Source organism: Acetobacter lovaniensis (genome assembly GCF_014207635.1).
Taxonomy (GTDB): domain Bacteria; phylum Pseudomonadota; class Alphaproteobacteria; order Acetobacterales; family Acetobacteraceae; genus Acetobacter; species Acetobacter lovaniensis.
Genome location: NZ_JACHIE010000001.1, coordinates 344,947 through 363,083 on the forward strand (window position 1 = coordinate 344,947; position 18,137 = coordinate 363,083).

14 protein-coding genes are annotated in these 18,137 nt (G+C 61.4%); 6 read left to right on the forward strand and 8 right to left on the reverse strand.

The features are described from left to right. Positions 1-59: 59 nt before the first annotated feature. The 5 genes from HNR55_RS01575 to HNR55_RS01595 all read right to left on the reverse strand — a co-directional run bounded on the left by HNR55_RS01575 (position 60) and on the right by HNR55_RS01595 (position 6,560). Positions 60-1,637: a DHA2 family efflux MFS transporter permease subunit gene (locus HNR55_RS01575; RefSeq protein WP_166110406.1), complete on the reverse strand. Its 1,578-nt coding sequence runs from the start codon at positions 1,635-1,637 to the stop codon at positions 60-62. Continuing rightward, the gene (locus HNR55_RS01580) at positions 1,634-2,842 is read right to left on the reverse strand and encodes an HlyD family secretion protein (protein WP_166110409.1); all 1,209 of its coding nucleotides are present in this window, start codon (positions 2,840-2,842) and stop codon (positions 1,634-1,636) included. The genes HNR55_RS01575 and HNR55_RS01580 overlap by 4 nt, the downstream gene beginning before the upstream one ends. Before the next feature lie 167 nt (positions 2,843-3,009). Beyond that, on the reverse strand, positions 3,010-4,794 hold the full coding sequence (locus tag HNR55_RS01585; protein WP_166110412.1) for an ABC transporter ATP-binding protein: 1,785 nt from the start codon (positions 4,792-4,794) through the stop codon (positions 3,010-3,012). Positions 4,795-4,840: 46 nt separating this feature from the next. Then, the gene (locus HNR55_RS01590) at positions 4,841-6,064 is read right to left on the reverse strand and encodes a CCA tRNA nucleotidyltransferase (RefSeq protein WP_166110415.1); all 1,224 of its coding nucleotides are present in this window, start codon (positions 6,062-6,064) and stop codon (positions 4,841-4,843) included. Then, positions 6,051-6,560 (reverse strand): DUF1285 domain-containing protein, encoded by a 510-nt coding sequence (locus HNR55_RS01595; RefSeq protein ID WP_194300188.1) that lies wholly within the window; start codon positions 6,558-6,560, stop codon positions 6,051-6,053. Before HNR55_RS01595 ends, HNR55_RS01590 begins: the two co-directional genes overlap by 14 nt. Before the next feature lie 191 nt (positions 6,561-6,751). On the opposite strand from HNR55_RS01595, the gene HNR55_RS01600 reads away from it, so the two are divergent. The 5 genes from HNR55_RS01600 to HNR55_RS01620 all read left to right on the forward strand — a co-directional run bounded on the left by HNR55_RS01600 (position 6,752) and on the right by HNR55_RS01620 (position 14,332). Beyond that, positions 6,752-7,771, forward strand: a complete 1,020-nt coding sequence (locus tag HNR55_RS01600) for an AAA family ATPase (RefSeq protein WP_166110420.1) — start codon at positions 6,752-6,754, stop codon at positions 7,769-7,771. 4 nt (positions 7,772-7,775) lie between these two features. Beyond that, complete coding sequence (locus tag HNR55_RS01605; protein WP_253544978.1) at positions 7,776-8,774, forward strand: DUF58 domain-containing protein; 999 nt, start codon at positions 7,776-7,778, stop codon at positions 8,772-8,774. After that, positions 8,771-11,521: a DUF4159 domain-containing protein gene (locus HNR55_RS01610; protein ID WP_166110423.1), complete on the forward strand. Its 2,751-nt coding sequence runs from the start codon at positions 8,771-8,773 to the stop codon at positions 11,519-11,521. Before HNR55_RS01605 ends, HNR55_RS01610 begins: the two co-directional genes overlap by 4 nt. Then, complete coding sequence (locus HNR55_RS01615) at positions 11,518-13,668, forward strand: VWA domain-containing protein (protein ID WP_166110426.1); 2,151 nt, start codon at positions 11,518-11,520, stop codon at positions 13,666-13,668. Before HNR55_RS01610 ends, HNR55_RS01615 begins: the two co-directional genes overlap by 4 nt. Before the next feature lie 70 nt (positions 13,669-13,738). Continuing rightward, positions 13,739-14,332 carry an ankyrin repeat domain-containing protein gene (locus HNR55_RS01620; RefSeq protein WP_242005377.1) on the forward strand — a complete coding sequence of 198 codons (594 nt, stop codon included), beginning with the start codon at positions 13,739-13,741 and terminating at the stop codon, positions 14,330-14,332. Between the two features lie 89 nt (positions 14,333-14,421). On the opposite strand, the gene HNR55_RS01625 is transcribed toward HNR55_RS01620, so the two are convergent. From HNR55_RS01625 to HNR55_RS01635, 3 genes are all read right to left on the reverse strand, one after another. Then, entirely contained in the window at positions 14,422-15,525 is a 1,104-nt protein-coding gene (locus HNR55_RS01625; protein WP_166110430.1) for a site-specific DNA-methyltransferase, read from the reverse strand. Next, the gene (locus HNR55_RS01630) at positions 15,522-16,151 is read right to left on the reverse strand and encodes a ribonuclease HII (protein ID WP_166110433.1); all 630 of its coding nucleotides are present in this window, start codon (positions 16,149-16,151) and stop codon (positions 15,522-15,524) included. Before HNR55_RS01630 ends, HNR55_RS01625 begins: the two co-directional genes overlap by 4 nt. Before the next feature lie 124 nt (positions 16,152-16,275). Then, positions 16,276-16,581 carry a DUF883 family protein gene (locus tag HNR55_RS01635; protein ID WP_166110436.1) on the reverse strand — a complete coding sequence of 102 codons (306 nt, stop codon included), beginning with the start codon at positions 16,579-16,581 and terminating at the stop codon, positions 16,276-16,278. Between the two features lie 112 nt (positions 16,582-16,693). Between HNR55_RS01635 and HNR55_RS01640 the strand changes: the two genes are divergently transcribed. Next, the gene (locus HNR55_RS01640) at positions 16,694-18,088 is read left to right on the forward strand and encodes an MFS transporter (RefSeq protein ID WP_166110439.1); all 1,395 of its coding nucleotides are present in this window, start codon (positions 16,694-16,696) and stop codon (positions 18,086-18,088) included. Positions 18,089-18,137: the final 49 nt, after the last annotated feature.

Consider the following 18,137-nt stretch of genomic DNA (forward strand, 5'->3'; position numbering starts at 1 on the left):
GGGAGCAAACACCCCTGACCAATGGCTTTTTTTAATACTGGTCTTACATAGGACGCGCGTTAGTGAGCACCTCTGGCTTTTCCATCACCCCTGATGGGGGAAAGCAAAAAGCAGAGCGGCACACACAGGAATGCGCCAATGCCCAGAATCATGAAGACCTCATTATAGGACAACATGGCCACCTGACGCGAAAATTCCTGAAACAGCGTGTGCTGCGCCACGGTATCGGCCAGTCCTTCTGGCACGCCACGCCCTATGGCCGCCTGCCTCACCTGATCCTGATACGCATTGAACGGCTGGTGAAACGGCGTCATCCAATCCACCATATAGGATTGATGCGCCTGTTTGCGCTCGGTCAGCATGGCTGTTGCACCAGAAATAGCCAAAGACCCCAGCACGTTACGCGCCATGCTGAACAGGGCTGAAGCATCGGGGTTCAGCCGTTCGGGAATAGTGGAATACGCAATGGTGGAAAGCGGCACAAACAGAAAAGCCAGACACGCCGTCTGGCTCATGCGATACAGCATGAGGTGTTTGAAATCCAGCAATGGCAGCAACTGGGCGGAATAGAACAGGGATACCCCCATAAGCGTAAAGCCTATGGCAATTACGTTGCGCACGCTGGTCAGGGTCATCAGCTTACCCACCACGGGAATAAGCACGATAACGGCAATACCACCGGGGGAAAGCAGCAGCCCGGACAAGGTTGCCGTGTACCCCATAACCTGCTGGGCAAACTGCGGCACCACAATGGCCGAAGCATAGAGCAAAGCCCCCATGGCACCCATAAGGGCCGTACCCACGGCAAAATTGCGATCCTTGAAAACACGCAGGTCCACAGCGGGCTTATCGGTACGCAGCAGCCAGAAAACGGCACCTGTCAGACCCAGAAAAGCCAGAACACCCATCATACGGATAAAGGTTGAGCCAAACCAGTCCGCATCCTCCCCACGGTCCACCATGATCTCAAGGCAGCTAAAGCCCAGAGTAATCAGGCTGATGCCAATAACATCTACCGGGGCCTTCTGCTTTTGCGCCCAGGGTGGGTCTTCCACCACCGTCATAACCCCCACTGTGGTCAGAAACCCGAATGGCACGTTAATGAAAAAGATCCACCGCCATGAGAAGTTATCGGTAATCCACCCCCCAAGGGTCGGGCCGATAACCGGCCCCACAACCGCGGCAATGGCGGTCAGCCCAAAGGCCGCCGCACGCTTGGCGGGGGGGAAACTGTCCAGAATGATGGATTGCTGGTTGGGCTGTAGCCCGCCACCAAAAAACCCCTGCATAAGCCGGAACACAACCAGTTCACCCAGACTGGTCGCCATGCCACACAGAAAAGACGAGACCGTGAACATGACAATGCAGATAAGAAAATAGCGTTTGCGGCCAAACACTTTTCCCAACCAGCCGGAAATGGTGAGCACAATGCCATTGGCTACCAGATAGGCTGTGAGCGTCCACGTTGAATCATCATACGTGCTGGAAAGACTACCCGCGATATGCGGCAGGGACACGTTGACAATGGTGGTGTCCAGAATCTCCATGAACGCTGCCATGGTCACCACAAACGCAACGGTCCATGGATTATGCTTTGGCTTCCACCCGGCCGACACAGCCCCTGCCTGTGCACTCATGGAGCGGTCTGCCCGCCGTTACCCACGCCTGCGCTGGCAGGCGTATCGGACGGAGGAGCATCGGAATGGCCCTGCGTATCTACATGCACAGTTGGCTCAACAGACAGGCCAAGAGCCAGCGGCTGATCGGGGTTCAGGCCATCATCAATCAGGATTTTAACAGGCACACGCTGCACGATCTTGACGTAGTTGCCGGTCGCATTTTCGGGCGGGAAGGCGCTAAAAGTCGCCCCCGTGCCCTTTTGCAGCGAATCAATATGCCCGTGCAGCTTAAGGCTGGGGTAGGCATCCACCCGGATGTCCACCTTCTGGCCGGGACGCATTCTGGTGATCTGCGTTTCCTTGTAGTTGGCGACAACCCAGACTTCGGGTTCCACAATGGCAAACAGGCTCTGGCCCTGACGAACGTAGTTGCCCTGTTCGATGTTACGCTGGGAAATCCAGCCATCATGCGGGGCGCGGATAACGGTCCATTCCACGTTCAGCGCGGCGGAAACCAGGCTGGCCTGCGCGGCCCTGACCTGCGCTTCCTGCTGCGAAATCTGCACGGCCGCGTTTTCAATACTCGGCTGGACGGGCAGGGCCATCTGCACCGCACCTTCGGACGCCATGACCCGTGCCTGTGCCGCTTCCAGCGCAGCCTTGGCGTAATCTATATCCTGCTGGGACGTTGCGGCACGTTCCACACCATGCTGGCGGCGGTAGTCTGTTTCCGCCCTGAAAAGCTGCGCCTTGGCATCGGCCAACTGGCCCTGCGCCTGCAACAGCTTGCCGGGGAATTCCAGCAGCGCCACGCGATGCATCATGTCGCTCGCCAGTGCGGCGGCCTGTGCATTGGCCAGTTGCGCTGCGGCCTTGTCTTTTTCCGCCACCCAGTCACGCGGGTCAATGCGGGCCAGAATCTGGCCTTTGCGCACAAACTGGTTATCGTTCACCAGCAGTTCGGTCACGTAGCCACCCACATGCGGGGCAATGATAATGGAGCGCCCTGCGGTAAAGGCGTCGTCCGTTTCCACCTCATTACGGGTCATGAACCAGTAAAGCCCGCCTGCCACAACCAGACAGCCAATCACACCGGAAAGAATAACCTTGCCCCGACTGCTCTTTTTGGCCTGCAGCTTATCGGCTGATGGCTGATCCGCAGCACTGTTCTGCTCCGGCGCAGGGGGAGATGATAAAGACTGCTCGTTATGGTCGTCGGCCATTCTGTTCCTTGCCCTCTCCAACACATCCTGCGCGGCATTTTTGCGGTCAGATGCTCTGACCGACCAGTTCGGTCAGTATGTGCCACGTTCATATCCCTGCATCAAGCGCCGCATAGGCTCCCATGCCCATAATTTGCGTTTATGCCAGCAAAACCGCCAGAAGTTTTCTAGCGATCCAGCCCCTGTGTTCTTACCAGACGGGCATATAGCCCATCCTGCTGCATCAGATCATCATGCGTGCCGCACTCCACGGCGCACCCATCCTTCATGACCACCACCATGTCCGCCGAACGCACGGTAGACAGACGATGAGCCACAATAAGCGTTGTGCGCCCCTTGCGCAGCGTGACCAGTGCATCCTGCACCAGCGCTTCGTTCTCACTATCCAGAGCGCTCGTGGCTTCATCCAGCAAAAGCAGGCGGGGATTACGCAGCAAGGCCCGTGCAAGTGCCACACGCTGCCGCTGCCCGCCCGACAGGCGCTGCCCACCCGGACCGACCACCGTATCATACCCGTTAGGCAGGGCCTGAATAAACTGCTCCGCCGCGGCAGCCTGCGCGGCAGCCGCAACCTCTGCATCGGAAGCTCCCGGTCGGCCGATGAGGATATTGTCACGCACAGACAGGTCAAACAGCAGCGGGTCCTGGCTGACATACGCCATGCTGCCCCGCAGGCTTTCCAGTTGCACATCCCGCAGGTCCATTCCGTCCAGCAGGATGCGACCGCCAGAAACATCATGCAGGCGGGGCACAAGGGACAATGCTGTGGACTTACCCGCCCCAGAGGAGCCGACCAGCGCAACCGTGCTACCCGGCCGGGCATCAAAGCTTAAATGCTCAAGGCCCACGCGGCCATCGGCATAAACAAACCGGACGTTCTCAAACACAAGGTGCCCGCCACCAGCGGGGAGCGGGCGGGCCTGCGGGCTGTCGGTCACGGCTGGTGGGTCATCCACCACGGCAAATATGCGCACCAGCCCGGCCAGCCCTTCCTGCAAGGCGGCATTAAGCGAACCAAGGGCACGCAGCGGGCGCGAAGCCAGCAGCAAAGCCGCCACAAAGCCGGAAAAATCCCCCAGCGTGGCCCCGCCTCTGGTGGCCCGCCAGCCAGCAAAGCCCAGCACTGCGGCCACGGCCACACCACCCAGCGTTTCCAGCATCGGCTCCACCCTTGCGCGGCCACGGGTAATCCGCAGCATGGCCTGATACAGATGGTTGAACGACAGAGCCGCCCGCGCGCCCTCGCTTTCCTCCAGCCTGTAAACACGCACCGTACGCGCCTGCGCAAAGCTTTCGGTCAAAAAGGCAGCCGTCTCCCCCACCCGTTCCTGCATGCCGCTGGAGGCGCTACGCACCCGTTTGCCCAGCCGCTGAAGGGGAACGGCCGCTATGGGGTACAGCACTGCTGCTATCAGGCTGAGTTCCCAGTCCATGTACACCATGGAGATAATCAGCCCCACAACCGTAACCACATCCCCTATGCCACTTACGGCGCGGATCATGGCATCGCGGATAATGACGGCATCCGTTGTAAACCGTGCTGCCAGCTTGGCCGGGGCCTCCCGCTCCACATGGGCGATGTCGGTCTGGATCAGGTGGTCAAACATCTGCCCCTGCAAGCCACGGATCACCAGCAGCACCAGCCCGTGGGTTGCCAGTGTCTGCCCGTACTGGGCCAGAGCCTTTCCCAGCGTAATTGCCACCACCAGCAACGGAACCTGAGACAGAATACGCGGGTCACGCGTGGCAAACATATCCAGCGCACGCTGGATAACCAGCGGGTACAGCGCCGTTAACACCGCCATAAGCACCGTAAATATAAAAACGGTGACTATCCGGGCGGGATAACGGCTGATCTGGGTTCGCCACAGCCGCATGAGCAGGGTACGCGTGTCATCAGGGCGCAGATGCGGGCGGGGTACGGGCTGGGGAGCTTGGGGCTGGGACGTCATACCCTGTCTCTACCAGCCTCTCGGCCCTGCATGTAAGGGGCGGAACTCAGCTTTGTGCCGCTTTTGTGCCCAGATACAGCGCGATCTGTGCCCGGCATGCCTGTGCATCCGCATGGCAGCCGCCATCCAGCCACCACTGGCGGACAAGGCCCACAATACGTCCGACCTCCGGCCCGGCCTGCCCCCCCATGGCCAGAACATCCCGCCCTGCAACAGGAAAAGCCGGGACAGTGATCCCGCACACCCTGTGCCGAAGCCGTGCAAATGCCGCGTTTTCCTCCGCCGTACGTGGTTGGGCCGCCTGATGCAGCCATATGCGCCCGGCCAGCACATCCGCCGGTTCTTCCGCCACAAGGCGGCGCAGTGTCGCCTCGCTCATGCTCACATCAGGCAGAGGGGCTGCTCTGCTCAAGGCGGCAAGCTCCCCGGTTTCGGCGCGGGAGAGTTTAAGGCGGCGGGCTACGGCTGCGGTGTGCGTTGTCAGCCCTGCCAGCCGCAGCAATGCGTTTGCCGGGGCACCGTCATCCAGCAGGCGTACGCACCGGTCCAGCGTATGCCCTTCTGGCAAAATGCGGGCCAGAACGCCCGTGCTGTCCATAAGGCGCAGAATGGCTGCCACATTGGGGCCAGCCAGAATCCGCCGCAGTTCCATCCATATCCGCTCAACAGACAGGCCATCAAGCAGGGCAACGCCGCAGGTTATGGCCTGCACGGCCTGCTGGTCTGGCGCGCCGTGCCCGTAGCGCCCATAAAACCGGAAAAACCGCAGGATACGCAGAGCATCTTCTTTAATCCGCAATGCGGGCTCGCCAACAAACCGCACATGCCCTGCCGCCAGATCGGCCTGGCCGCCAAAATAATCGTACAGGACCCCGGCCTGATCGACCGACATGGCGTTTATTGTAAAATCCCGCCGCTGTGCGTCCGCCTGCCAGTCCTGCGTCCAGCGGACAACGGCGTGCCGTCCGTCTGTTTCCATATCACGCCGGAGGGTCGTGATTTCGTACGGAGCGCCGTCCAGCACGGCGGTTATGGTTCCGTGTTGCAGGCCGGTCGCCACAACATGCGCTCCATATGCGCGCAAACGCTCCATGACCTGCTCGGGAGGTTCGGGGGTGGCCAGATCAATATCGGCAATCGGGCGGTCCACCAGCAGGTCGCGCACACACCCGCCCACAAGGCGCATGGCAGGCAGAACCTGCCACAACCGCGCCAGAGCAGCCTGCCGGGACGGGTCCAGCCCGTTTATGAGCGTGTCACGCGCTCCCATTGTCCACCGCCATCCGCGCTATGGGAAAAAAGCAGCCACAGCTCCACACCCCCATACAGGGCACTCCCTGACAGGCTCCGGGTTCGGCCAGAGCAGCCAGTTCGTACCATACTGCGCGGGACAGGCGGGCTTCCAGCGGGTAGGCTCCCTCCCCCGCGCGCACGCTCAGGTACGGGGGGCACCCCTCGGGGCAGGCTTCGGGCGGGATGTCCCACACAGTCCGAATCGGGTGTTCGGAATCGGCCACCACCACTTCGTCCATATTGGTGCGAAAACTCAGCCGCTGCATGCGGCCCATGCCGGTCCAGTCCAGTTCCACCGCCAGAAAGGGAACGTCCTCAACCTCGATCAGCCCGCTTTCGAATGGTGTGCGCAGCAGGTAAGCACCCTGCGCATTCCGCGTGAGCAGGGAGCCAAACAGGCAGGACATGGCCTTGCGCTTGATCTCGGACCCACGGTACAGCCACACGCCATCCCGCCTGACCAAAAACGGCAAACGCCTGTTTTCCGCCGCATCGGGGGTATCGGTCTCGTGCTTATCGTGGCACGAAAGAGCCTGCGGGCCGCTTTCCTGTTCACCTTTCACTGACTCACCATCCTGTTAATACGTGTCCTTGTGTTCTGCACAATGATATAGGGAGCTTACCCCGCTTGATGTAAGCCCTGCATGTAATTCAGACTGGATCCATGACCACATCAGACGCACCGTTCCCGGCACAACAGCCTTCCTCCCCCCCAGAAGTGCGGGAGGCAGATCGTATCTGTGAACGGCTTGCCGCCGTCCAGCAGGAAATTTCAACCGTCATTTTCGGGCAGGACCAGATTATCCGCCAGACACTGACCACCGTTCTGGCTGGCGGGCATGCCCTGCTGGTTGGGGCACCGGGTCTGGGCAAGACATTGCTGGTTACGACCCTTGGCACCGTGCTGGGACTGAACGCCCGCCGCGTGCAGTTTACCCCCGACCTGATGCCCTCCGACATTACCGGCAGTGAGATTCTGGACGAGGATGCAACCGGGCACCGCAGCTTCCGTTTTGTGCACGGCCCCGTCTTTACCCAGTTGCTGATGGCGGACGAAATCAACCGTGCCAGCCCGCGCACCCAGTCCGCCCTGTTGCAGGCCATGCAGGAACACCGCGTAAGCGTGGCCGGGATGGAATACCCCCTGCCTGAACCTTTTCATGTGCTTGCAACCCAGAACCCCATGGAGCAGGAAGGCACCTACCCCCTGCCCGAAGCCCAGCTCGACCGCTTTATGCTCCAGATCGGGCTGAGCTTCCCCGATGCTGCGGCTGAGCGCGCCATGCTGCTGGCCACAACCGGCGCACAGAACAAACAGGCCCAGCAGGTCATGGACGCGCAAAGCCTTATGCAGGCGCAGGCACTGGTCCGGCGCATGCCTGTGGGTGAAAAAGTGCTCGATGCCATTGTAAACCTTGTCCGCGCGGCCCGCCCCCAGAGCACGTCCGATGCCACATTGCGCGAGCAGATTGCCTGGGGTCCCGGCCCACGTGCAGCACAAACGCTTATGCTGGCCAGCCGTGCGCGCGCGCTGCTGGATGGCAGGCTCTCCCCCGGTCTGGATGACGTAGCCGCACTGGCCCGCCCGGTGCTGGCACACCGCATGGCACTAACCTTTGCCGCCCGGGCCGAGGGGGTCACCACGGATGATATTATAACCCGACTGCTCAAGACCCTAGGTTGACCCTGTGAGCCGGTTCCGACCGATCCCAACCACCCTGCTGCGCCGGTTTCTGGGCCGGGACCAGCCCGTGGCGGGTGCGCCATTCAGCCCGGCGGCCACGCCCAGCCCCCCGGTTTCCGCTACGGCGGACATGGCCTGTGCAGCCCAAACACTGGCCACCCGCCTGCCGGACCTGCTGCTCCATGCCAGCCACATTGCCACCACACTGGCAGCAGGCAGGCACCCCCAGCGCCGCGCAGGATGGGGGGACACATTCTGGCAGTACCGTCCGGCACAGCCCGGCGAACCGGTCAACCGCATAGACTGGCGGCAATCCGCCCGCACAGCCCGCGCCCATGTGCGTGAAACCGAAGCCGAAGCGGCGCAGACAGTCCTGCTATGGTGCGATTTTTCCGGTTCCATGCAATGGCGCTCCGGTCATGCCCTGCCCGGCAAGCTGGACCGCGCCATCCTGCTTCTGCTCAGCATGGCGGCCCTGCTGCTGCGCAATGGCGAGCGGGTTCTGCTGCTTTCTCCTTCCGGTATTGTGTCCCTGCCCCCTGCCCCCAACGCGCTGGAGCGGCTGGCACTCGGGCTGTGCGAGCTGGCAGCCAATAGCAGCCCCATGGATGCAGCACTCCCCCCGCCCGCCCTTGTGCCCCGGCGCGCACGCCTGCTGCTGGCCAGTGACCTGCTCTGCCCTGACACCCATATCCATGACTGCCTGCACCAGCTAGCCGCACACCCGGCGCGGGCCTATGTGCTCCATGTTAGCGATCCGGCGGAAAGCACGCTCCCTTATACCGGCCGCACCGAGTTTTGCGGGCTTGAGCACGAGCCCCCGCTGGAGCTGCCCCATGTGCAGAGCCTGCGCACGGACTACGCAGCCCTTGTCGCAGCGCGCAGCCAGTGGCTTGAACAAACCACAGGTCATTGCGGCCACACGCTGGCACACCACCAGACCGATCAGTCCCCCCTCCCCACGCTGCTGGCGCTCCATGCCCAGATGAGCCAACGCGTATGATTTTCCAGTTCCCCGCCCTGCTGTTTGCCCTGCTCTGCCTGCCGCTGGTGTGGTGGCTGCTGCGTGCCACGCCACCGCGCGCGCGCCAGCAGGTTTTCCCCCCCATTGCTTTCCTCGCCCGCCTGCGCCCGAAGGAAACCGAAGCCGCACGCTCACCCCCGTGGGTCTTGCTCTTGCGCCTGCTGGCTGTGGGCCTGCTGATTACGGGCTTTGCCCGCCCGTTTATTCCCGGCAGCCGGGACGGCACACAAACCCCCGGCCCGGTTCTGCTGGTGGTGGATGACGGTATGTTCAGTGCCGCAGACTGGACCGACCGCCTGACCACCGCACAAACCATTGTGGACGATGCAGAGCGCACAAAATCCAGCCTGCTGCTCCTGACCACCGCCCCACAGGCGGAAGCTTCCGCAATACCGCCTGCGCCACAACCAGCCGCTACTGTGCGGCGGATGCTGAACAGCCTCCACCCCAGCCCATGGAGTGTGGACCGGGCACAGGCTGCCCGGCAGATCGGGCAACTGCCAGCCCTTCCCTTTGCCCGCATTGTCTATCTGGCTGATGGCGTTGCCCAGAGCGGGGATAACGCTTTTGCCCAAGCCCTGCGCGCACGGGGTGCCGTGCAGGAAATCCGCTTTTCCTCCCAGTCAGGCATGGTGCTTGCCCCCGTTGCCCCCACGTCGGATGGGACCATGGCGCGCCTGATCATGCTCCCATCGGCGCAGCCCCGGCTTGTTCATGTTGTGGCCCGCGCGACAGATGGGGGAACGCTGGCCGTAATCCCTGTGCCCGTAGCGGCCAATGCCACACAGGCGGATGTACGCATCAACCTGCCCATAACCGTACGCAACCGGATCGATACGCTGAGTGTGCAGGGTATTGCGAGTGCCGCCACAACCGTTCTGCTGGACGAAAACACACGCCTGCACCCTGTTGGCCTGCTTTCCAACGGTGGGGCAGATACCCCCCTGATTGGCTCTGTCTTTTACCTCCGCCGTGCACTGGCTCCCCTGTCAGACCTGCATGAAGGAACACTGGACGCCTTGCTCAGCCGCCCCCTGTCCGTGCTGATCGCGCCCGATGGCACACTGGCAGGCGCGCAAAGCCAGAAAACCGTTCTGGAATGGATAAAAAACGGTGGCACGCTCATCCGCTTTGCAGGCCCGGCACTCGCTGGCAGCCAGCAGGATACAAGCCCCTCCGGCCCGGACGACACGGCCCGGAACCTGCTGCCCGTGCCCCTGCTGGATGGAGCCCGCCAGCTCGGTGGGTCCATGACATGGGGCACACCGCAAAAACTTGCACCTTTTGAACAGGAATCCCCTTTCCGGGGGCTGGATATTCCTGCCGATGTAACGGTTTCCCGCCAGGTGCTGGCCAGTCCTTCGACCGATCTGGGCACGCATGTATGGGCGCGGTTGGCTGATGGCACGCCGCTGGTCACCCATGCCGAACTGGGCAAGGGGGAGGTAATCCTGTTCCATGTCAGCAGCACGGCAGACTGGTCCAACCTGCCGCTGTCCGGCCTGTTTGTAGCCATGCTGCAACGCCTGACCGAACACGCCAACGGGCTGAACATTCCGGCCGAAAATATACTGCTCTCCCCAGCCCTGACATTGGACGGTGAGGGCATTGCCGGCCCGCCGCCGCCAACCGCACGGGGCATACAGGGCAATGTGTTTGCCACCACATCTGCCTCCCCCATCCACCCGCCCGGCCTGTATGGCCCCACGGATGGACGCCGGGCACTCAATACCGCAGCGGGTGTGCAAAGCCTGCAACCAGCCCCCCCTGTTGGCACCATTACGGATGCTTCGGGCCAGAAGCCGGATCTGCCACTCGGGCGTTACTGCCTGCTGGCAGCCATTCTGCTTTTACTGCTCGATGGCGTGGTTGTAGGCCTTATGCGCACAGGCAGGCTGTTTGCACCACGGCCCCTTACCCTGCTTGCGCTGGTGGCCACCCTTGGTGCACTAACATCCCCCCTGCATGCACAGGAGTTGAGCACGCCACCCGCAGTCCCCCCGGCCGCACTGGAAACCAGACTGGGGTATATTGTAACCGGGCATGAGGACGTGGACACAGCCTCCCGCGAGGGGTTGCAGGGCCTGTCCGACTTTGTAAACGCCCGCACCTCCGCTGTTATGGGGCACCCCGATGCCGTCCACCCCGGCACAGATGACCTGACCTACTACCCCCTGCTTTACTGGCCGATTACCGCAGACGCCACCACCACTCCGGCCATGACGGCAGCGCTGAACACCTTTATGGCCCACGGCGGTATTCTGCTGATTGACACACAGGGGCAGGACGGCAGCACCAGCACAGCTGACACCACCTTTACCGTCGATGCCCCCGGCACGGCCGCAGCCCTGCGCCGGGTTACAACCGGCCTTGCGGTGCCACCGCTGGTGGTCATGACCGACCACCACCTGCTGGCACATACCTTTTACCTGCTCCACGACTTTCCGGGCCGGTATGCAGGCCTGCCCATCTGGGTCGCCAAGGAAGGAGACGCCGAGAATGATGATGTCAGCCCGGTTATTATCGGCTCGGCAGACTGGGCGCACGCCTGGGCGGTGGACAGTGCGGGCAATACCCCGTTTGCCGTTATCCCCGGTGGCAGTGACCAGCGCCTGCAGGCGTACCGCTTTGGGCTGAACACCGTTATTTACGCCTTAACAGGCAGCTACAAGGCTGATCAGGTGCATGTTCCCATGCTGCTCAAACGGCTGGAGGACAAACCATGAGCACTCTTCTGGCCTCCTTTGGGTTTGCACCTTTGCTGCCGTTGTGGCTGCTGGCCATACTGGGCGTTGCGGCACTGGGCCTGTGCGGGTGGAGCCTGTTCCAGCGCACGGGGGGAGCCATTTTGCGCCTGTGCGCCATAGGTATGGTGCTGCTGTGGCTGGCCGGGCCACAACGTTACCACGAGCAGCGGCGCGCGCTCCCCCAGACTGCACTTCTGGTAGTGGACCAGTCCCCCTCCATGGCGCTGGACCAGCGTGCCGCCATTGCCCGGCAGGTGGCGGACGCACTGGCGCAGGCCAAGGTGGAGGGGTTGAACCTCCGCACCGTAACCGTGCGTGGTGCAGCACGTGATGGCACAAAACTGTTTGACGCGCTGGATCAGGCCGCAGCCGACATTCCCCCCGCCCAGTTTGCCGGGGCCATGATGGTTACTGATGGAGAGGTCAGCGATGTTCCCACTACCCTGCCCGAGCGCCTGCGCCCCATGCAGGACAATGGCAGCCGCACAACCCTGCCCCTGCACGTTCTGCTCACCGCCAGCACGGAGCAGAAAGACCGCAAGCTGAGCATCCTTCAGGCTCCCCCCTACGCCATTGCAGGCCAGAACACCAAACTGCGCGTGCAGGTGGATGACATGGGACCGGGCACGCAGGCAGGCACACCGGCGGAGCTGACGGTCCGGGTGAATGGGGAAGAACCGCAGCATATTTCTGTCCTGAGCGGGATGCCGCAGGATATTACCGTGCCCGTAACCCAGCCGGGGCCGTTGCTGGTCAGCCTGTCCGCCTCGGCCCTGCCGGGGGAAGTCTCGGAACTGAACAACCAGACCGTAGCCCATATTACCGGCATACGGGACCGGCTAAAGGTGCTGCTGATCTCGGGCACACCCAATCAGGGGGAGCGGGTCTGGCGCAGGCTGCTCAAGGCGGACCCTTCGGTTGATCTGATCCACTTTACCATTCTGCGTCCCCCCGAAAAGGACGATGGCACCCCCCTGTCCGACCTTGCGCTGATCGCATTCCCCGTGCGCGAGCTGTTTCAGGACAAGATCAACCAGTTTGACCTGATCATCCTTGATGGGTTTGAAAACCGGCATATTCTGCCGCACAGTTATCTGGAAAATATTGCAGGCTTTGTCCGCCGCGGGGGTGGCCTGCTCCTGACCGCCGGACCCGAATTTATTGGCCCCGGCTCCTTGCAGGATACTCCGGTGGGGGACGTGCTGCCCGCCCACGTAACTCCTGACCAGAGCAGCATGCTCGTCAGCCGCTTCCGCCCCACCCTGACCGATACCGGACGCAGGCACCCTGTTACGGCGTCACTTCCCGGCGCGCCAAAAGCAGGTGCGCAAGTCAACAGTGCTACAGCCGTACCGGGCCTGTGGGGGCCGTGGTACCGCGCCCTGCACCCCGACAGCACCCATGGTGAGGTGCTGATGAATGGACCCGATAACAGCCCCCTGCTGGTGCTGGACCGGGTTGATCAGGGCCGGATTGCGCTGCTTCTGTCTGACCAGATATGGCTGTGGTCACGCGGGGAGGACGGCGGCGGCCCGCAGGCCGAACTGCTCCGTCGCATTTCGCACTGGCTGATGAAAGAGCCGGAACTGGAGGAGGAGCAGCTTACAGCCAGCATAAGCGCCAATACGCTCCACATTACCCGCCACAGTGTGGGCACACCTGCGGCCACCACCCTTACCCTGACCTCCCCCACCGGGCAGAGCAGCACCGTGCCCATGCACGCATCCGCACAGGAAGGCACCCAGACAGCACAACTGCCCATAACGGAGTCCGGTATCTGGCGTATTTCTGATGGCACACGCACAACCTATGCGGCACCTGAGCCAGAAAACACGCGTGAACTGACCAACCTGCGCGTCACTGCAACCCGTCTGGCGGATGTGGTCAAACAGAGTGGCGGGGGCATTTTCTGGCTCGGTGACAGCACAGCCAGCCTGCATGCCCCCACCCCAAGACTGGTCGCATCAGGCGCGCTGCACGGGGCGGACTGGCTGGGCTTTGCCCAGCGTGATGCGCATCTGGTAACGGGCAGAAAACCCATCCCCCTCCTGCCCGCTCCTCTGGCCATGGTGCTCGCCCTTCTGCTGCTGTTTGGCGCATGGTGGCGGGAAGGACGGACCCGATAGACCCCCGGAGCGTCTTTTCCGCTCCCATGGGCTGTGATACGGTAGAGGCTCCTGTATTGATGGACAGACAATGACCCGTTTTCCACGCCTTGTTTCATCCGCTCTGCTGTTCAGCAGCCTTGTCATGTTTGCTGCGGTTCCGGCATTTGCTGATGACGCCGAAGATCAGGCTGCGGCGGCGGAATCCGCCGAAAAGTCGGAAAGCGCCAAGGCCGCCAAACGTGCAGCCCCGCCCACCGCCATTCCCGGTGCTGATGGCGGCGATGATGAAGCGGGGGAAGGGGGTGGCCACCCCAACAAGGATGTGGAGCCCACGGTCGCACTGTTCGAGGCCATAAACCGGGGGAGTGTTTCCTCCGCGCGTGACGCCATTAACCGTGGTGCGGACCTGAACGGGCATAATATTCTGGGCCAGACACCACTTGATATGTCCATCGACCTGAACCGCAACCCCATTACCTTCCTGCTTTTGTCCCTGCGTAATTCCAGCAGCATGCAGGGGAGTGATGGCGTGGGTACGGTCAGCACATCCAACCTGCATATGAGCAGCAGCAGTGTGGATGTGGAAGACGACACCAAAAACAAGGCGCATGATCCGCGCTATGACCACGCTGGCGGGGCTGCCCAGCCCTCCATCGGCTTTCTGGGTTTTGGTGGCAGCTAGGCCATCTGTCAGCCTTGCCGGACTGCACATAAAAAAGGGGGCACCAAAGTGCCCCCCTTTTTTATAACTTCATGCCGTGCTGTCTGGTTTTACAGCGCAACCGTAGCCCCCAGACTTTCCTGCCGCAGCACATCAAGCGGGAGCAACACGCCTTCACGCTCGAAGTGCCAGAATGTCCAGCCATTGCACGATGGCGCGTTGGTCAGCATGGCACCCATTTTATGGATTGAGCCACGCTTGGCGCCACTGATCAGCGTGCCATCTGCGGCGACTGTAGCCTGAACACGCTGTTTTTTATCACTCAGCACCGTTCCGGCCACAAGCGCGCCATGCTCCACCAGACTGCCAAAGGGCACACGCGGTGCTTCGCGCTTGTCCTGTGTGGTCTGTATGGCGTCATCATCCAAAGGTACTTCGCTGGCCACGCGGGCTCTGGCGGCTTCCACATAATCCGGGTGGCGCTCAATGCCTACAAAATGGCGGCGCAGGCGGCGGGCCATGGCGGCCGTGGTGCCTGAGCCGGAGAACGGGTCGAGCACCACATCATTCACCGTTGTGGAAGCCAGCAGCACGCGATGGAGCAGGCTTTCAGGCTTCTGGGTGGGGTGGAGCTTCAGCCCATGTTCGTTCCGCAGGCGCTCATTGCCGGTGCAGAGCGGCAGATACCAGTCCGAGCGCATCTGCACGTCATCATTCAGCGCCTTCATGGCCTGATAGTTGAAGCGGTAGCGGCTATCCTGACTACGGGCAGCCCAGATGAGCGTTTCGTGCGCATTGGTAAAACGACGGCCACGGAAGTTGGGCATGGGGTTGGACTTGCGCCAGACCACATCGTTCAGAATCCAGAACCCGAGGTCCTGCAGAATGGCCCCGAGGCGGAAGATGTTATGGTAGGAACCAATCACCCAGATCGTTCCATCCTTATGCAGCAGGCGGCGGGCCTCGCTCAGCCACTCCCGCGTGAAGCGGTCGTATTCCTGCAGGTCGGAAAATTTGTCCCAGTCATCATCCACGCCATCGACAACACTGTCGTCGGGGCGGCGGAGTTCACCCCGAAGTTGCAGGTTGTACGGCGGGTCGGCAAAAATGCAGTCCACCGAGCCCGAAGGCAAGGTGCGCATGGTCTCCACGCATTCACCCCGCAGGATTTCGTCCAGAGGGAGGTCCATGGAAACTGCTTTTGCGCCGCTCATGCCCGGGTCTCCGTTTTCAAATGTTCTAGCTGCTGGCGTACGGTGCCAAATGTTTTTCTGTGGTGCGGGGTTACACCCGTTTGCAGCAGAGCCCGGCGATGAACCGCCGTGCCGTAACCTGCATTTTTTTCCCATCCATAATCGGGCCAGCGCACATTCAGCCGCGCCATGATGCGGTCACGCACCACCTTGGCCATAATGGAGGCCGCGGCAATGGACAGGCTCACCCCGTCCCCCCCCACGATGGCCTCTGCACTACACCCGAAATCCGGAATTCTGTTGCCATCAACAAGCACATGGTCGGGCCGGACCGGCAGGCGGGCAACAGCGCGCTGCATGGCAAGGTGGGACGCATGGTAGATGTTGATACGGTCAATTTCCGCCGTGGAGGCGGCACCCACGCCAATGGCCACACCGGGCACATGGGGCAGACGCCCGGCAATGGCCTCACGCAATGCGGGTTTCAACTTTTTGGAATCATCGATAACGGCGGCAAGGTCATCTGGCACGCCACAGGCAAACACCACTGCGGCGGCTACAACCGGACCGGCAAGCGGGCCACGGCCCACCTCATCCACTCCGGCGACCAGGCCGCCATGCTGTTGTTCCCGCCTGAAGTCCGGCATTGCATCCCTTCCCGTCCGCTTGAAACGACTCGGTTAAAATTACCGAGTCGCTGCAATTGCGACTCGGTAGGGAAGGAAAAGCATTTTTTTACCCGGGAGCGCAAGAGTCCCGGTCAAATGATTTTTAGGAATGACGACGGCGAGGGAAGAAAAGCCAGCCGAGCAGAATCCCCACAACCGCCACAATCCCCAATGAAAGCAAGGGTTTATCCCGCACAAAGGTCACCGCTTTTTCAACCGCGCCTTCACCTTCCTCATACAGATCGGCAAAATCTTCCTGCATGTGTGCGGTGAACTGGTCGAGCTTTCCATCCGCCTGAAGTCCAATATCGCCCGTCAGCCCCCCGGCGGCATCCTTGACATGTCCCTTAAGGTCCCGAACCTTGGCGTCGATCTTGTTTTCGATGGTGTCGATTTTATCTTTAGCCATGACGACTTTCTCCTTTTCTGAACCATTCCGTAACGGCCCGCGCATGGAAGCGACCGGAGATCTGCACGATCGCCTGTTGCATCAGACCGCAAAAACGCGTCTCTGACTAGGCATGCCTTCTCCGACGTCCACACAACTGACTGCACTCATCGTTGGTTCCATGTTTTTTATGGAACAGCTTGATGGCACCATTCTGGCAACCGCCCTGCCCTCCATCGCCCATAGCCTGCATGTGGATATGGTCGCCACGTCTGTTGCCCTGACATCCTACATTATCGGGCTGGCCATTTTTATTCCCGCATCAGGCGCACTGGCCGACCGTCTGGGCAGCCGCACGGTCCTGATGGTGGCGATCTGCATTTTTGTGGGCAGTTCAATTTTTTGCGGTACCGCCCATTCCCTGCTGTTTCTGGCCATCATGCGCACCATACAGGGCATTGGTGGCGCCCTAATGGTGCCCGTAGGGCGGCTTGCGGTTATTCGCAGCACTCCCGCGGACCAGCTTGTGCGCACCATGACGTGGATGATGCTGCCCGCAACCCTCGGCCCCCTGCTTGGTCCTGTGGTGGGGGGGTATATTACGTCATGGCTGACATGGCGGTGGAATTTTTACCTGAATATCCCGGTCGGTGTGGTCGGGCTGTTCCTGACCTACCGCTTTATCCCCGAGGTGCGCGAACTCTCCCCCCCTCCGTTTGATGTCAAGGGGCTGTTTCTGGCTGGGGGCGGGCTGGCGGTTCTGTCCGTTTTTGCAGAGATGTTCAGCCACGGCACAGGCTCGCCCGCACTTGTTACGGCCCTTTTGTGTGCTGGCCTGCTGCTGCTGGGCATTTACACCCATCACGCAGGGCGCACGTCTTTTCCGCTTCTGGACCTGCGGCTTATGCGCGTCCAGACCTTTCGCATTTCCGTTTTTGGGGGAGCCGCATCGCGCATTGCTGTGGGGTCCCTGCCGTTTCTACTCCCTTCTTTTCTACAGATCGGGGCCGGGCTGAGTGCGGCGCAGAGCGGGCTTGTAACCTTTGTGGCCCCACTGGGCGCTATCGCCATGCGTCCCTTTGTACCAGCACTGCTCAAACGCTGGGGGTTCCGCACCATTCTCATGGCCAATGGCTCATCCGCGGCACTGGTTTTTGCCATGATCGCCCTCTTCCGCCCGAGCTACCCGTTATGGCTGCTCTCGCTTGTGCTCACGCTGGCCGGGGCGGCCCAGTCGCTCCAGTTTTCGGCTTATAACACCGTTGCCTATGCCGATATTCCACAGGACAGGATGAGTGCGGCAACCAGCCTGTATTCCACCATGCAGCAGATCATGCTTTCGGCTGGCATCTGCATTGCCGCAGGTACCCTGACCGTGCTGAGCAGGCTACACCACAACACCCCCGCGAACATGACCGATTTTGCATTCGGCTTTGTTGTAACGGGGGGTATCTCCCTTCTGGCCGTACCACTATGCGCCGCACTTTCGCCTTCCGCAGGGGCGAACATGAGTGGTAACCGCCGTTAAACGCACGCTTTTAACGCACAAATTATGGAGCGAAATGTTATTTTATGCA

What these genes read in the sequence shown, in the direction of transcription:
- HNR55_RS01590 (WP_166110415.1), bottom strand. Translation starts at nt 6,064, where the DNA reads ATGGGAGCGCGTGACACGCTCATAAACGGGCTGGACCCGTCCCGGCAG.
- HNR55_RS01630 (WP_166110433.1), bottom strand. Translation starts at nt 16,151, where the DNA reads ATGCCGGACTTCAGGCGGGAACAACAGCATGGCGGCCTGGTCGCCGGA.
- HNR55_RS01620 (WP_242005377.1), top strand. Translation starts at nt 13,739, where the DNA reads ATGACCCGTTTTCCACGCCTTGTTTCATCCGCTCTGCTGTTCAGCAGC.
- HNR55_RS01610 (WP_166110423.1), top strand. Translation starts at nt 8,771, where the DNA reads ATGATTTTCCAGTTCCCCGCCCTGCTGTTTGCCCTGCTCTGCCTGCCG.
- HNR55_RS01635 (WP_166110436.1), bottom strand. Translation starts at nt 16,581, where the DNA reads ATGGCTAAAGATAAAATCGACACCATCGAAAACAAGATCGACGCCAAG.
- HNR55_RS01640 (WP_166110439.1), top strand. Translation starts at nt 16,694, where the DNA reads ATGCCTTCTCCGACGTCCACACAACTGACTGCACTCATCGTTGGTTCC.
- HNR55_RS01580 (WP_166110409.1), bottom strand. Translation starts at nt 2,842, where the DNA reads ATGGCCGACGACCATAACGAGCAGTCTTTATCATCTCCCCCTGCGCCG.
- HNR55_RS01625 (WP_166110430.1), bottom strand. Translation starts at nt 15,525, where the DNA reads ATGAGCGGCGCAAAAGCAGTTTCCATGGACCTCCCTCTGGACGAAATC.
- HNR55_RS01585 (WP_166110412.1), bottom strand. Translation starts at nt 4,794, where the DNA reads ATGACGTCCCAGCCCCAAGCTCCCCAGCCCGTACCCCGCCCGCATCTG.
- HNR55_RS01615 (WP_166110426.1), top strand. Translation starts at nt 11,518, where the DNA reads ATGAGCACTCTTCTGGCCTCCTTTGGGTTTGCACCTTTGCTGCCGTTG.
- HNR55_RS01575 (WP_166110406.1), bottom strand. Translation starts at nt 1,637, where the DNA reads ATGAGTGCACAGGCAGGGGCTGTGTCGGCCGGGTGGAAGCCAAAGCAT.
- HNR55_RS01600 (WP_166110420.1), top strand. Translation starts at nt 6,752, where the DNA reads ATGACCACATCAGACGCACCGTTCCCGGCACAACAGCCTTCCTCCCCC.